Annotated in this window: 11 protein-coding genes; 5 read left to right on the forward strand and 6 right to left on the reverse strand. The window is 70.0% G+C overall.

All coding sequences use genetic code 11. The annotated features are described in order from the left end of the window. Positions 1-231: hypothetical protein (locus ACTOQ2_RS43150; protein ID WP_440107707.1), on the reverse strand; the 231-nt coding region annotated here is incomplete at its 3' end. Positions 232-627: 396 nt separating this feature from the next. Between ACTOQ2_RS43150 and ACTOQ2_RS43155 the strand changes: the two genes are divergently transcribed. Then, on the forward strand, positions 628-1,527 hold the full coding sequence (locus ACTOQ2_RS43155; RefSeq protein ID WP_440107710.1) for a hypothetical protein: 900 nt from the start codon (positions 628-630) through the stop codon (positions 1,525-1,527). 79 nt (positions 1,528-1,606) lie between these two features. Here the strand turns inward: ACTOQ2_RS43155 and ACTOQ2_RS43160 are convergent, their stop codons facing one another. After that, a complete protein-coding gene (locus ACTOQ2_RS43160) occupies positions 1,607-4,357 on the reverse strand; it encodes a Tn3 family transposase (RefSeq protein ID WP_440107712.1) in 2,751 nt (916 codons plus the stop codon). Between the two features lie 599 nt (positions 4,358-4,956). On the opposite strand from ACTOQ2_RS43160, the gene ACTOQ2_RS43165 reads away from it, so the two are divergent. Beyond that, the gene (locus ACTOQ2_RS43165) at positions 4,957-5,400 is read left to right on the forward strand and encodes a dihydrofolate reductase family protein (RefSeq protein ID WP_440107715.1); all 444 of its coding nucleotides are present in this window, start codon (positions 4,957-4,959) and stop codon (positions 5,398-5,400) included. Positions 5,401-5,728: 328 nt separating this feature from the next. On the opposite strand, the gene ACTOQ2_RS43170 is transcribed toward ACTOQ2_RS43165, so the two are convergent. The 4 genes from ACTOQ2_RS43170 to ACTOQ2_RS43185 all read right to left on the reverse strand — a co-directional run bounded on the left by ACTOQ2_RS43170 (position 5,729) and on the right by ACTOQ2_RS43185 (position 9,691). Next, positions 5,729-6,733, reverse strand: coding sequence for an RNA polymerase subunit sigma-70 (locus ACTOQ2_RS43170; protein ID WP_440107717.1), 1,005 nt, complete (start codon positions 6,731-6,733; stop codon positions 5,729-5,731). 231 nt (positions 6,734-6,964) lie between these two features. Next, positions 6,965-7,555, reverse strand: coding sequence for a TetR/AcrR family transcriptional regulator (locus tag ACTOQ2_RS43175; RefSeq protein WP_440107719.1), 591 nt, complete (start codon positions 7,553-7,555; stop codon positions 6,965-6,967). Beyond that, positions 7,548-8,381: an alpha/beta fold hydrolase gene (locus ACTOQ2_RS43180; protein ID WP_440107721.1), complete on the reverse strand. Its 834-nt coding sequence runs from the start codon at positions 8,379-8,381 to the stop codon at positions 7,548-7,550. Before ACTOQ2_RS43180 ends, ACTOQ2_RS43175 begins: the two co-directional genes overlap by 8 nt. Positions 8,382-8,494: 113 nt before the next feature. After that, on the reverse strand, positions 8,495-9,691 hold the full coding sequence (locus ACTOQ2_RS43185; RefSeq protein WP_440107723.1) for an ROK family protein: 1,197 nt from the start codon (positions 9,689-9,691) through the stop codon (positions 8,495-8,497). A 54-nt stretch (positions 9,692-9,745) separates the two neighbouring features. On the opposite strand from ACTOQ2_RS43185, the gene ACTOQ2_RS43190 reads away from it, so the two are divergent. The 3 genes from ACTOQ2_RS43190 (at position 9,746) to ACTOQ2_RS43200 (ending at position 14,156) form a co-directional block, all read left to right on the forward strand. After that, the gene (locus ACTOQ2_RS43190) at positions 9,746-11,962 is read left to right on the forward strand and encodes an HAD-IA family hydrolase (protein ID WP_440107725.1); all 2,217 of its coding nucleotides are present in this window, start codon (positions 9,746-9,748) and stop codon (positions 11,960-11,962) included. A 234-nt stretch (positions 11,963-12,196) separates the two neighbouring features. Continuing rightward, entirely contained in the window at positions 12,197-13,006 is an 810-nt protein-coding gene (locus tag ACTOQ2_RS43195) for an epoxide hydrolase N-terminal domain-containing protein (protein WP_440107727.1), read from the forward strand. A 100-nt stretch (positions 13,007-13,106) separates the two neighbouring features. Beyond that, positions 13,107-14,156, forward strand: coding sequence for a zinc-dependent alcohol dehydrogenase family protein (locus tag ACTOQ2_RS43200; RefSeq protein WP_440107729.1), 1,050 nt, complete (start codon positions 13,107-13,109; stop codon positions 14,154-14,156). Positions 14,157-14,406: the final 250 nt, after the last annotated feature.

The following is a 14,406-nucleotide window of genomic DNA, read 5'->3' on the forward strand; positions in this document are numbered from 1 at the left end:
GGCCGCGCCGCCCCAGCGGCCGGCGAACCAGGCCGCGACGCGGTCGGCGCCGGCCTCGCCGTTCAGCTCGGTCACGGCGGCGCGCTCGCCGAACTCGTCCACCAGCGCCCGGATCGCGATTGTGTAGGCGCGGGAGGTGTTCGCATTGGCGAGGGTGGCCAGGAAGGCCTCGGACGCCGCGCCGAGGCGGGGCACGTTCTCGCTGGCGTTGAGCCGGTGCACCGTCGCCACGATGGCCTCCCGAACAGTTATCGCAGATAAGCAGTGGGAGTCACCGGTGCCGCACGGTGGCGTTTTCCCAGGACGCCATCGACGTTACCGCAGATAATGCACTCCTATCTGCGGTAAAGCGTAATCCCGTTGTCTCTTCGGGCGCGTGTAACTAGTCAATTGGGATTGAGCATCCGAATAAACGCAAACCCATCCCAAGTGGATCGGGCTTCGTGGTTAAGTTCTGTCCCCGATCACTCAGGGCTCATTTCCACAGGACTCATGAAACAAGGATGCGAAATGCGAAAAAAGCGACAATCCCGCCGAGATGGCCGGAATCGTTCAGAGACTACGCAGGGCGCATCAGCAGTGCCGACGAGGGCTGAAAAGACCTCACCGCCGACAGGCGGCGATACGGTGACGACCGTCAAGGATCACGCGCCAGCCGCGGTGGAAGTGCCGGCACCAGACACTCCTCGCGGGTGGAGCCGGTCCGAAATCCTCAAAGGAGCCGCCATCACGGTAGTCGGGGGTGTCTTGCTGGCCGGCGCAGGCTGGACCGCAAGGCAGGTGTTGGATGTCTCAGCGGTAGGGGACGAACTGCGGGAAGGTGTGCGCGAGGGCATCCGAGCCACGGTCGAGATCGTCTACCTGGATGACGAGGGCAGATCCAAGGCCATGCCCTCGGCCTTCCAGCCCGACGCCGACTTGACAGCATCGATGGCGAATCCAGGATCGGCAGCGAATCCTGCCCTCGACAATCGGCTGCACTCCATGGGAGCCGTTCACGTGGGCGCCCTGAGCCTGCGGCTCACCTTGGAGGGCCGGCTCAACCAGGAAATCCGTGTCCTCGACATCAGACCTGTGTTCGTGGGGCAGCGCAGTGCACCCTTAGACGGAACATTGTTCTACGCGCCTCCGCAGGAAGCCGACCCCGTCATGAACATGATCTTCGATATGGATGCGTTGTCGCCTCTAGCGCATGAGGTCAACGATGATGGGAGCGTCGGCAAACCATTCTTCGAGAAGAACACCATCTCCTTGCCGGACACAGAGCAAGATACTGTCATCATTCGGACATTCACTAAGAAGCATACTCTAACCTTCTTTATGCGCATGAAATATAAGGTTGGAGGCGAGACTAGGCAGATGGACATCTACGATCAAGGAAAGCCGTTTCGCCTGACGGCAATGAACTGTGACCGTAAGCAGAAGGCGCGTTATCGCCAAGCCTTCGCCCTCAATCCCGACTTTTCCCTCCGAGCCGTTTCAGATCCAGCGACGTTGGGATGTGTAGCGGGCTACAAACAGCCCTAGACCCCCAGAGTCGGGTGCGCGACCGCAGTCCAGTGGCGGAGCCGGGTCACGGTGGTGATCTGCCCGGGTCCAGATGACGTTAGGCGGCTAGGCCCAGATCCAGGTGGGTGTCCATGTCAATCTGGATGGTGCCGTACAGGTTGGCGTGCGACCAGAACAGCGGACTGAGCGCGCGCCGGTCAGCGTCGGTGAGCCGCTCAGCCCAGACCGGGTCCTTCAGCAGCGACTGAACCAGGATGGTGTTAACGAAGACCAGGGCCGACTGCAGCAGGTGCAGGGCGAGCATGGAGACCTCCTGGTTTTCCCGGTCGGTGCCGCCGATGGTGCCGGCCTTGCCGTAGAACAGATCGGCATTGGCGGAGTTCCAGTTCTCCACCACCTGCAGGCCCTCGTGGATCTCCCGGCGTAGCCCTTCGGAGGCCATGTAGTCGGCGATGAAGATCGACTTGGCCGCCCGGCCGACCTCCTCGATGGCCCGGTAGGTGGGGTGTTTGGGGCCGCCACGAGTGAAGCGGCGCAGCACCTGTTCGGCCTCACCGGTGCGCAGCTTCAGCGCGGTGGCGTACTTGACCATCTGGTCGTACTGCTGGGCGATCAGCTCCCAGTCGATCGTGCGCTCGCTCACCATGCCGGCCAGGCACGCAGGTACGGGCTGCTCGGCGTCGACGCGGACGAGTTTTTGGTGGGAGACGTTCTTCATACGCGGCAGCAGCTTGAAGCCCAGCAGGTGGGAGAAGGCGAACCCGACCAGGTTCTGGCCGTGGGTGTCGGTGTACTGCCGGTCGATGGTGGCGTCCGTGCAGTGCCGCAGCACACCTTCGATCATCGCCGAGACCTCCGAGGCCGAACAGGACTTGAGCTGGGAGTAGACGCACACCGACTTGCGTTCGACGTGCCAGTAGATCATCACGCCAGGGCCGCCGTAGCGGACGTGGTATTCGGTCATCAGGTTGGAGGACCAGGACCCGAACTTCTTGGCATCGCTCGCGCACGCGGTGCCGGTGCCCCACCAGGCCGCATCGCGCGCCCGCAGGGTTGCGTTCACCAGGGTCGCGATCGCGTTGCGCAGGTTGTCGCGGTTGACAAACAGGTAGCGGGTAGCGCGCAGCGCGGCCTCGCTCTCGCCGTGCTTGCCGCCGTCGGCTACCCGCTTGATCCCGATGTTGGTGCCCAGCGCGTACAGCACCAGCAGCAGGCGTTTGCGGATCACCTCGCGTGGGGTGTTCTCGCGGGTGGCGATGGTGGTGAAGTCGTCGGTGAACTGGGTGACGAAGTCGGACTCCTTGAGGAAGTTGAGCAGGTCGATGACGCCCCAGCGGGCCGCGACCGCGGCGTGTAGCGCCCGCAGGTTCTCCGGCGTCTTCAGTTTGCCCAGGTCGGGCACATGCCACATCGGCTCACCGCGGTGGGTCTTGACCTTGGTGCCACCCGAGCGTTTCTTGGTGATCGCGGCCGCGCAGTCGACCATGGAGGTGCGCATCGCCTCTTTCAAGGTGGCGATGAACTCGGCCGCGTCCAGGGGCTGGCGTAGGTTTTCGTAGTGCACGTCGCGGTTGTCCTCAAAATCTGCCGGCAGGTCCTCTTCGGGGTTGCGCCAGCGGGCAGCGCCCTCGACGTAGATCTCCCGGCGGCGCAGCGCGTCCTTCACCGCCACCAGCACGCACAGTTCGTAGGAGACCCGCTCGACCACCCCGTCGCTGTCAACCACCGCCTCCCGCCACCCGTCGGGGACCACGCCGGTGATCGGCACCACCTCGACGCCGTCGTAGTGGCGGACCTTGCCCGGCACGTCGGCGTAGCGGCCCAGCAGGTCCAGGGCGTCCATCACCGGCCGGTAGGCGGTGTTGTTGCACTTGAACTCGATCGCGGCCAGCAGCTTGGGCAGCATCCGCCGGTAGTAGCTGGAGTAAGAGCTGGTCAGCACGGTGCGCACCCGCGCCCGGTAGGTCTTGGCATCGGCCTTGGCCTCAGCCACCAGCGCCCGCAGCGTGCTCTCACCCACGGCGGGGAAGACCACCTGCCGCACCGGCTTGTCAGGGGCGGCCAGGGAGGCCTCGGCGATCGAGTACAACTTGGCGGTCTTGCCGTGCACCTTCTTGGCGTCGGCGTACATCGCCTGCTCGACCCTGCGCTCAGCCTTCGTGTCGACCTTCGAGACCAGACCGATCAACAGGTCCACCAGGGCATCAGTAATCTCGGCGGTGCGGCACCAGACCAACGCGGCCAGCAGTGTCAGACACACCGGCTCGGGGTTGGCGGCGAAATCAGAAGGATGTGAAGCCATCGCCCGCGCCCGCCAGGAGGCCACCAACTTGTCGGAGAACCCGCCGAACAAATCCGCCGGCAGCCCCAGCGCCTTGCTACGCCGCAGCTTGACGATCTCCTCCAACAACGTTTCCAGCCCCAGCCGACCCGGGTCGGCCTTCAGCTCGGCCAAGAACCCGTCCACACCAGTGGCCAGCTCCAGCAGCGCAGCGGTCGAGTCAGCCGACAGGCACCCGGTCACCCGCTCACAGAACGCCCGCTCAAACCGGGCCCGGCAGCCGCGCACGATGCGTTCGGTCCGACCGGGCGGCTCAATCTTCAGGTTCCGGCACCGCGACAACATTGCCGCCCGAATCCCCTCATCCGTCAGCACCATCGGACAGATGTCACTGGCCAGCCACTCGATCAGCGCGTCCTCATCGGCCCGGGTCGACTCGCGAAACCCCAGCGCCTTGCGAATCTGGGAGCGGTGATACTCGATCGTGCTACCCGTCCACTGGTAGTCGGCCAGCAACGTCCACGCTGCGATCAGCTCTTCCGGTTCCCACTCCCGACGCACCAGCACACCGCCACTCGTCGAACCATCCCCGAGGTCGAGAACACAGTCGAAGGCCGCAGCACCGCTACCGGACGGTATGCCCGACTCGTGACGATCACGAACCGCAACCGTGATCTACCCCAGAGCTACTTTGGGGCTGGGGTCACGTTCGGGAGAAGACCCCCGAGACGAAGGGCGATGACGGCAAGCGTCGCCACACCGTTCAGCGGATCGCCGACCGGCTCGGCGCAGCGTCGGGAACTGCTTGGCGATCTCCAGCGCGGTGAGGGGGCCCGGCGCTGTAGCTGTGTGACCAGGCGTTTGCGAGGGTGAAATCGAGATCCGGCCGGTGGTGCTCGAGCCCGCCGAGTACGCCGTGCTGAGTCCGGAACGCGAGGACTACCTGCGGACGCAGCTCGCGCACCGATTAGGTTTCCGCGCCGCGCCCGTCTGTACGTGTGAGATCGACTCACGAGAAGCTGGCACGATGCGGAAACTGATCTTCGCCATGAACGTGACCCTGGACGGCTACATCGCCGCGCCCGGCGACGACCTCGGCTGGAGTGGGGGGGGAGGGACCGGACTCATCGCCGAGCGACGAGCTGTTCCAGTGGTGGTCCGACCGGGTGGACGCGACGGGCCTGGCGCTGTACGGGCGCAAGCTGTGGGAGGCGATGAGCTCCCACTGGCCGACCGCCGACAAGCAGCCGGGTGCCACACCGGCGGTGATCGAGTTCGCCGGCCGCTGGCGGGACATGCCGAAGGTGGTGTTCTCCTCGACGACCAGCACGGTCGACTGGAACACCCGTCTGGTCACCGGCGACGCGGTCACCGAGATCGCCAGGCTCAAGGCCGACGACGGCGGCCCCATGGACATCGGCGGCGCCACACTCGCCGCGGCGGCCATGCGGGCCGGGCTGATCGACGAGTACGTGATCGTCACCCATCCGGTCCTGGTGGGCGGCGGCACGCCGTTCTTCACAGCCCTGGACAACTGGGTGAACCTGACCCTGGTGGAGACCCGGACGTTTCCCGGCGGCGTGGTGCTGACCAGGTACGAGACGAGGTGATGAGCACGGGCCAAATGCTCGGCTCGTGAGGCCGGGTCGAAATCCTTCCTGGCGTGCTCACCGTGACCCTCGGCGATGAGGGAACCTTTTCCCGGCCCTTCCTTGCGTTCCGAGTGAGCTGTTGACCGACTCGCTGAAGATGAGGACGACGGCGTCGTTGATCATGATGATGATCTTCGAGCATGAAGATGCCCCGCCGGCAACGCCGGCGGGGCGGTGGTGTTCGCGTTGCCGCGTTGGTGTTCAGCTGGTCGGGGTGCTCATTCCGCGGTGACTTCGGTGACGGCGGCCCGTGCGCTGGACTCGTCGACGATGGGGACTTGTCTGATCACAGCGTCGGGGGCAGGCTCAGCCATGGTTTGTCGGTGGCGTCGAATCCGGTGAGCTCGGCGATCTTCCCGTCGACGATGTGCAGGACCGCGATGGTAAACAGCCGGTATTCCGGGTCGTCGGGGGTGCGGAGGTAGAGCACGGCGGCAGGCATGCGGTTGACCGTCGCGGCGATGCAGCGCCAGTCGTCGTGGCCGCGCTGGAAGAGCCCGCCGGAGACCCAGCCGTCCACCGCGTCCTTGGCCGTGATGACCGAGGTTCCCGGCTCGGGCAGCATCGCGAAGCGCAGGTCGTCGCGCAGCAGGGACATCAGCCCGTCGAGGTCGTTGCGCTCATGGGCGTCGATATACGACTTCACCACGCCGCGCTCGTCATTCGACAGCTCGTGCGTGGCGGGGCTCCGCCAGTCGAGGCGGCGGTCGGGCAGCTGCTCGCGCATCGTCACGCGCGCCCGCTGCAGTGCGCTGGTCACCGATGCGACGGTCAGTTCAAGGGCGTCGGCGGCTTTCGACGCCGGCCAGCCGAGGACGTCGCGCAGGATGAACGCCGCCCGCTGCCGCGGCGGCAGGTGCTGGACGGCGACGATGAACGCCAGCTCGATCGTCTCCCGCGCCACCACCGATTCCTGCGGGTCCTCCGGGAGCATCCGGTCGGGGTAGGGCTGCAGGTAGCGCACTTCCGAGTCCGCGCCCGGCAGCTCGGCAGGCACGGGTGTGCGGTCGTTGCGCTTCTCCAGGAAGTCGAGGCAGGCGTTCGTCGCGATCCGGTACAGCCAGGTCCGCAGCGCAGCGTGGCCCTTGAACGACTCCCGCTTGTTCCACACCCGCAGGAACGTCTCCTGCGTCATGTCCTGGGCATCCTCGTAGTTCGCGAGCATCCGGTAGCAGTGCACCTGCAGCTCACGCCGGTAGCGCTCCGTGATGAGCGTGAACTGTGCTGCGTCGTTTGAGCGGGCCGCCGCGATGAACGCGGCCTCGTCGCCCAGCAGTCTGGCGTCGGTCATGGTCGTCAATCCTTCCGCGGGTGGCGAGGGGCTACCAGAACTGACGACGTGGCGGAGGATTTCTGAGCGGTGAAGCCGCTGACACCGGGCCGTTCGTCAGGCCGGACGGGTCGGGTCGGGCCTCGATGTCGAGGTGGGGTCCCTGTAGTACTGGGGAAAGATCGGGCGGATATGGCTGGTCTGGCTGATCGCCCGGTGCAGCGGCCGATCCCGACCGGCCGCGTGGGTGGCCTACGGGTGATCGGTGGGGCCGGAGTCCGACGTGGAGCGCAGGCCGCGGTCGACGAAGTCGATGAGCCATTCGAAGCTCTCGTCGATGTCGGCCGACCACTGGAATCCGCCGCTGGCCTGCAGGGTGGCGAAGCCGTGGAAGATGCTGCGCAGCGCGCGTAGCGCGTGGGGTATCTCCTGCGGGGCGATGTCGTATCCCCGCAGTACCGCCTCGAAGGGGCCGAGTCCTCGCCTCTCGGCGATCGTGATCGGGTCGTCCGGGCCGGTCGAGGTGATGCCGATGGTGGCCGCGTAACGGCCGGGGTGGGCGAGGACGAAGTCACGCAGCGCGCGGGCCGCGGCGGTCAGGGCGTCACGCCCGGCGCGGCCCTGGGTGGCCTCCCCGATCGCATCGGCGGCCTCGGCGAGGGTGAGCGCCGCGATCTGCCGGTTGAGCTCGGCCTGGCCGGCGATGTGCTTGTACAGCGACGGGGTGCGCACCCCGACCCGCTCGGCCAGCCGGCCCATGGTCAGCTCGGTGAAGCCGATCTCGTCGGCGAGCGCGGCGCCGGCCGCGGCGATCGTGGCCGCGGTCAGGCCTGCCCTAGGCACGGACGCCGCCCAGAAAGCGCAGGATCGCGGCGAGGGTCTGCTGGGGGTACTGGACGTGCGGGTAGTGGCCGGCGCCGTCGATCATCTCCAGCCGGCCCAGCCCGGTCGGCAGGCCGGCGACGATCGCCTCGCCCTCGGCGCGCGGTGAGACCCAGTCGGGGTCGAGGCTGCCCTGGACGATGAGCGTCGGGCAGGTGACGTTGCCCAGCTGCTCACCGGCGTCGGCGGGAGAGATCTTGCCCATCGCCTGCAGGACCTTCATCCGGCCCGGCTCCTGCAGCATCGCGGTGATCTGCTTCGTGCGCACGTCCCAGTCGGCCGGCTTGACGCCGGGGTAAGCGAGGTCCAGGTACTTGGCCCACTGCCGGGTGCTGCCCAAGATGGTGGTGCCCATCAGATGGGTCGCACCCCGGCGGTAGGCGGCCACCCGCAGGTCACCGAGCCGGACCTGCTGCTTGCGGGTGAAGGGTGCGAGCTCGACCAGCGCGGTGACCAGCTCCGGGGCCTTGGCCGCGGCGATCGTGGCAGCGCCGCCGGCGATGGAGTGCCCGACGAGCACCGCAGGCCCGCCGAGGTGGCGCACCAGGGCGATCAGGTCACCGGCGAGGGCGGTGCGGGTGTAGGAGGCCCACCCGACGCTGGACTCACCGTGGCCGCGCAGGTCCACCGCGGCGACCCGGTACCCGGCCTCCACCAGGGCGGGGGCGAGGAACCGGTAGGCCTCGCGGCTGTCGCCCATGCCGTGGGCGAGCACCACCAGCGGGCCGGCGGTGCCGGTCACCTCGTAAGCGATGGTCCCACCGTCAACGTTCAGGAACTCGGTCATGACTACCTCCAGGGGTTCGTCAACGCCTTGCTAATCGTGTTAGCTAAAAGCTATCAGCTTTAGCTAACGAGTCAACCCCCGGAGCACACGCCGTTTACGGCAGGGGCGGGCGCTCAGCCGGAGCGCTCGGCCGCCCACGCGCCGAGGCTTTCTTCGGTGAGGACCTGGTCCAGCGCGGTGGCCGCCGCCCCGTGCAAGGCTCCGTCCTCACCGAGTACGGCGGCCACCACCGGCGGCGGGTCCAGGCGGCGAAAGCTCATCAGCCCGTCGGCCAGGGCCGAGTCGAACTCGGTGGCGGCCGCGGAGCGCAGCGGTTCGGCGAGGCCGCCGAGTGTGACGATGCCGGGATCCAGGGCGTTGATCAGTCCGGCGAGGCCGCGGCCGAACCCGCTCGCGGCCCGTCCCACCGCGGACCGGACCGCCGCGTCCCCCTCCGCCCTGGCCAGGGCCGTCTGCGCGTAGCTGCGCGGGTCGCGAGGCGGCGGCTCTCCGAGATGACGGGCGATGGCCCGGCCGTCGACCGCGAGGTCCCAGCAGCCCAGCGCGCCGCACGGGCAGCGCAGCGCGGGATCGCCGAGCGGGAGATGGCCGAGCTCGCCACCGGTGCCGGTCGCGCCCGTGACAGGGCGGCCGTCCACGACCAAGGTGCCGCCCACGCCCACCTCGATCGTGACGTGCAACGCCGTGCCGGCCTCGGCCCCGGCGCCGTAGCGGGCCTCGGCGGCGCCGGCCAGCGTCGCGTCGTTGCCGATGAGCAGCGGCAGGCGCGGCTCGGGTGCCAGTGCGGCGAGGTCCACCGTGTCCCAGCCCAGTGCCGCGGACTGCACGACCCGGCCGTGCCGCACGGTCGCGGCGACCGCCACCGACACGGCCCGGACGCGACCCCCGTGACGTTCGCGCACCCGCCGTACCGCCTTTGCGATCGTGCGGATCACCTGGCGGGGGTCGCGGCTGGCGTGCGTGGCCGCCTCGGCGAGGCGCGGCCTGCCGTCGAGCGCCGCGACCGCGATCCGCCAGTCCTCCTGCCGTACGTCGACGGCGATGACGACCGGGCCGTCCGGATGCGGGCGCAGGACGGTCGTCGGGCGGCCCCGGCCGGAGACGGCGGCCGGGCTCTCGACGAGCAGCGCCAGCTCGCGCAGCCGCGCGGTGATCTCGGTGGTCGACCCCGTGGTGAGGCCGAGCCGCTGCGCCACGCCCGCCCGGGTCACGCCCGGCTCGCGGCGCATCTCCTCCAGCACGGCCAGCGCGCCGCGCCAGCGGGCGTCCCGCGCGCGGACAGAACGCGCGCGGCCTGCGGAGCTTGTCATGGGTGCTGCCGCCTCCTATATCCTCGTGCAACGAGTTTATCGGAGGGAGCTCCTGTGCGGCGACAACGGCTGGATCTCGAAGCGCTCGAAGCGGTGCTCCTGGACATGGACGGCACCCTCGTCGACTCCGACGCCTCGGTCGAACGTGCCTGGACGGCCTGGGCGGGCGAGTACGGCGCGGACATCGCGAGGGTGCTGGCCGTGGCGCACGGCAGCCCCGCGGCGCACACCGTACGGCGGCTGCTGCCCGCGCTGGACGCCTCCGAGGTCGCGGAGGCGGCGCGGCGTCAGCACGCCCTGCAGTACGACGACCTGGCGGACGTCGCCGCGGCGCCCGGCGCGCACGACCTGCTCGCCGAACTGGACCGGCTCGGGCTGCCGTGGGCCGTGGTCACCAGCGCCGACCGGCGGCTGGCCGAGGCGCGGCTGCACGCGGCCGGCATCGACCCGCCGCTGCTGCTCACCGTCGACGACGTACGGGCGGGTAAGCCCGACCCCGAGGGTTACCTGCGGGCGGCGGCCCGGCTGGGAGCCGACCCGGCCTCCTGCCTCGTCGTCGAGGACTCCGAGCCGGGGCTCGCCGCCGGGCGGGCCGCAGGCATGCGCTGCGCGGCGCTGCGCGGCCTCGACGGCGACCTGCGCCTGCTCGACCTCGGCCAGCTCGCCCACCTGCTGCGGCATGCCCGGCTCCGGCCGTGGTGGCGCGACGCGGTCGGCTATCAGGTGTACCTGCCGTCGTTCCGCGACAGCACCGGCGACGGGTGGGGCGATCTGGCCGGGGTGAGCGCGCACCTGGACCACCTGGCCCGGCTGGCCGTCGACGTGGTGTGGCTGACGCCGTTCTTCCGCTCCCCGATGCGCGACCACGGCTACGACATCGCCGACTATCGCGCGGTGGACCCGTCCTTCGGCGGCGAGGCCGCCCTGGACGAACTGCTCGACCAGGCGCATCGCCGGGGCATGCGGGTGATCGGCGACCTGGTCGTGAACCACACCAGCGACGCCCATCCATGGTTCGCGGCCGCGTCCTCCTCACGGTCGGAGCCACGTCGCGACTACTACATCTGGCGCGACCCGGCCCCGGACGGCGGCCCGCCGAACAACTGGCTGTCGCACTTCGGCGGCCCGGCCTGGACGTTCAGCCCGGCCACCGGCCAGTACTACCTGCACCTGTTCCGGCCCGAGCAGCCCGACCTCAACTGGCGCAACCCCGCGCTCGCCGCCGAGATCGACGCGGTCATCGAGCACTGGCTCGTGCGCGGGCTCGACGGCTTCCGCATCGACACCGCCGCCTACCTCGTCAAGGACGCGGGCCTGCGCGACAACCCGCCGCTGCCGCCCGGCCGGCTCGCGCCGACGCTCGGCACGACCCTGGACTGGCGCCGCCAGGACCACCGCTACGACATCCACCAGCCCGACGTACACGCCATACACGAGCAGTGGCGCCGGGTCGCCGACCGCCACGGCGCGTTCCTCCTCGGCGAGGTGTACGAGCTGGACCCTGTCGCGCTGGCCCGCTTCGTGACGGGCGAGCGGCTGCATTCGTCGTTCTGGTTCGGGCTGGTGGAGACCGGCTGGAACCCTGACCGCATCGATGCGATGATCACGGCCGCGGTGGCGGCGTCGCCGCGCCTGTCCTGGGTGCAGGGCAACCACGACCGCTCCAGGGCCGCCACGCGGTACGGGGGCGGAATGCTGGGGCGGCGCAGGTCGCTGGCGCTGCACGTGCTGATGGCGCTGCTGCCCGGCACCGCCTGGCTCTACCAGGGCGAGGAGCTCGGCCTGGGTGACGGGCAGGTGCCGCCGGGGCAAGGCGCCGACCCGCTGGCCACGGCGCAGCCCGACCAGAGCCGCGACGTCGTCCGCACGCCGATGCCGTGGCGTCCGGGTCCCGGTCTGGGGTTCACGACCGGCCGCCCGTGGCTGCCCGGCGGCGGCCGGCTCCGGTCCGACACCGTGGCGGGCCAGACGGGCGACCCGGCGTCGCACCTGAACGTCCTGCGCCGCCTTTTGATGGTCCGGCGCCGGCTGGCCGGGCTCCTCGCCGTGACCGACGAGGTGACCAGGCAGGAGATCGGCGCACCGGTGACCGCCTACCGCCGGGGCGACCTGTGGGCGCTGGCGAACCTGCGCGACACGCCGTCGGCCGAGGTGGAGCTGCCGGCGCCCGCGGTGTTCGACAGCGACGATCCGGCGGTCACCGCCGACCGCCCCAAGTCCGGCCGGATCCGCCTCGCGCCGCAGCAGGCGCTCCTGCTGGCGGCTCGATGACCGGCGACGGCGCACCCGGCACCCCATCGGTCTCGCGCGGACGGTTCCCGGCCGGTGAGGCGACGGCTGGAAGGGCGGGGAGCGGGACCGCGCTCGACCTGCGGACGGCGTTCCTCGTCACGGTACCGCCGCCGGCGCTCGCCCTGGCCGCCGCCTCACGCCTGTGCAGCCCGCCCATGACGAGATCGAGCCCGTAACGGACCCCGAAGGCCGACCGATCGAAAGGACGACACGATGTCTCATCCGGTGACCCCGTTCCGCCTGCAGGTCCCCGAGGCCGATCTGCGCGATCTGCGCGACCGCCTGGCCCATACCAGGTGGCCGGAGAAGGAGACCGTGGATGACTGGTCCCAGGGCGTCCCGCTCGCCTACCTGCGGGAACTGTGCCACTACTGGGCCGGCACGTACGACTGGCGGGCCACGGAGCGGCGGCTGAACGCGCTGCCGCAGTTCCGCACGACCATCGACGGGCTCGGCATCCACCTCATGCCGCCCCTCGCCGCCCCCGACCCGGCCACGATGGACGACCTCACCGACGCCGAACGCGCCGCGCTGGCCGCGCTGGAGCAGGCGCAGGAGTGGGAGGACGGTTACTCGCTGGAGCAGTCCACCCGGCCACAGACCATCGGCTACGGCCTCGTGGACTCCCCGGCGCCGCTGTGCGCGTGGATCGTGGAGAAGTTCCGCTCCTGGACAGACTGCGACGGGCACCCGGAGAACACCCTCAGCCGCGACGAACTGCTGGACAACCTCATGCTCTACTGGCTGCCGGGCACCGGCACGTCGGCCGCCCGGCTGTACTGGGAGAGCTTCAAGCAGGTCCAGCGGCGCTTCGCGGACGCGACGACCGACGTGGTGGCGGTGCCGGCGGGATGCTCGATCTTCCCCAAGGAGAACCCGCGCCCCTCCCGCCGATGGGCCGCCAAGCGCTTCACCGACATCCGGCACTGGAACGAGCTGGACCGGGGCGGCCACTTCGCCGCTTTCGAGCAACCCGAGGCGTTCGTGGACGAGGGGCGGACGTTCTTCCGCCTGGTCCGCTGAATCCCGGTGGCCCCCGGACACCGCCGCGGCGCCTGTTCGCCGGGCCACCCTGGCCGAACGCGCCTAAGACCGTAGAGACGGCAGTGCGTGTGACGATGGGATGGTGACACAGACGATGACCGCCTGGGTGGTCCGCCGCCCCGGCCCCATGGCCACCCACCCGCTGGAGCGGGTACGGCTGCCCGTGCCCGAGCCCGCCCCCGGTGAGGTGCTCGTCCGGGTCGAGGTGTGCGCCGTCTGCCGCACCGACCTGCATCTGGCCGAGGGCGACCTGGCCCCCCGGCGGCCCGGCACGGTGCCCGGGCATGAGGTGGTCGGGCGCGTCGCGGCCTGCGGCCCCGGGGCCGAGCGGCTCTCCGTCGGCACCCGGATCGGCGTGGCCTGGCTTCGCTCCACCTGCGGTGAGTGCCGTTACTGCACCCGGGGCCGCGAGAACCTCTGCCCGTACTCGCGCTACACCGGCTGGGACGCCGACGGCGGCTACGCCGAGTACCTGACCGTGCCGCAGGACTTCGCCTATCCTCTGCCCGAGGACCAGCCCGCCGAGAAGCTGGCCCCGCTGCTGTGCGCGGGCATCATCGGCTACCGGGCCCTGCTCCGCTCCGAGTTGCCGCCGGGCGGGCGGCTGGGCGTCTACGGATTCGGCGCCTCGGCCCACCTCACCGCCCAGGTCGCGCTCGCCCAGGACGCCACGGTGCACGTGCTGACCCGTTCCGCGTCCGCCCGCGAGCTCGCCCTGGAGCTGGGCGCCGCCTCGGCGGGCGGCGCCTACGACGTTCCTCCCGAACCGCTGGACGCCGCCGTCCTGTTCGCCCCGGTCGGCGACCTGGTCCCGGTGGCGCTGGCCGCCCTGGACCGCGGCGGCACCCTGGCCGTCGCCGGGATCCATCTCACCGACATCCCGCCGCTGAACTACTCCGACCACCTGTTCCAGGAGCGCACGCTGCGCAGCGTCACCGCCAACACCCGCGCCGACGGCCGGGCCCTGCTGGAGCACGCCACCCGCCGTCCACTGCGCGTCACCACCACCGCCTACGCCTTCGAGCAGGCCGACCAGGCGTTGGCGGACCTGGCCGCCGATCGCGTCACCGGCGCCGCCATCCTCCGTGTCGGCGAGCGGTCACCGGCCGCAGATCGCGGTGTTGGGTAGGCGGGTCAGCCGGTGGAGGGTATACATGCCGGCGCGAGGTGGGCGATCGCCCCGAGCGGCAGCGGGTTGCCCCGCCGGCGCGCGGCGATGGCCGGCCTGCCTGCCGCACCTGGAGCAGGCTTCCGGGTCCGGGACGTGGAAAGGCCCGCTCCCGTACCGGGGGCGGGCCTTTCGTCTGTGGGTGGGGGTGGTTATCGGAGGATGGGGTAGCGGCGCACCAGGGGGGTGGTGGCCCACCAGGTGCCGATGC

The organism is Streptosporangium sp. H16 (assembly GCF_051918855.1).
In the GTDB taxonomy this organism is placed as follows: domain Bacteria; phylum Actinomycetota; class Actinomycetes; order Streptosporangiales; family Streptosporangiaceae; genus Streptosporangium.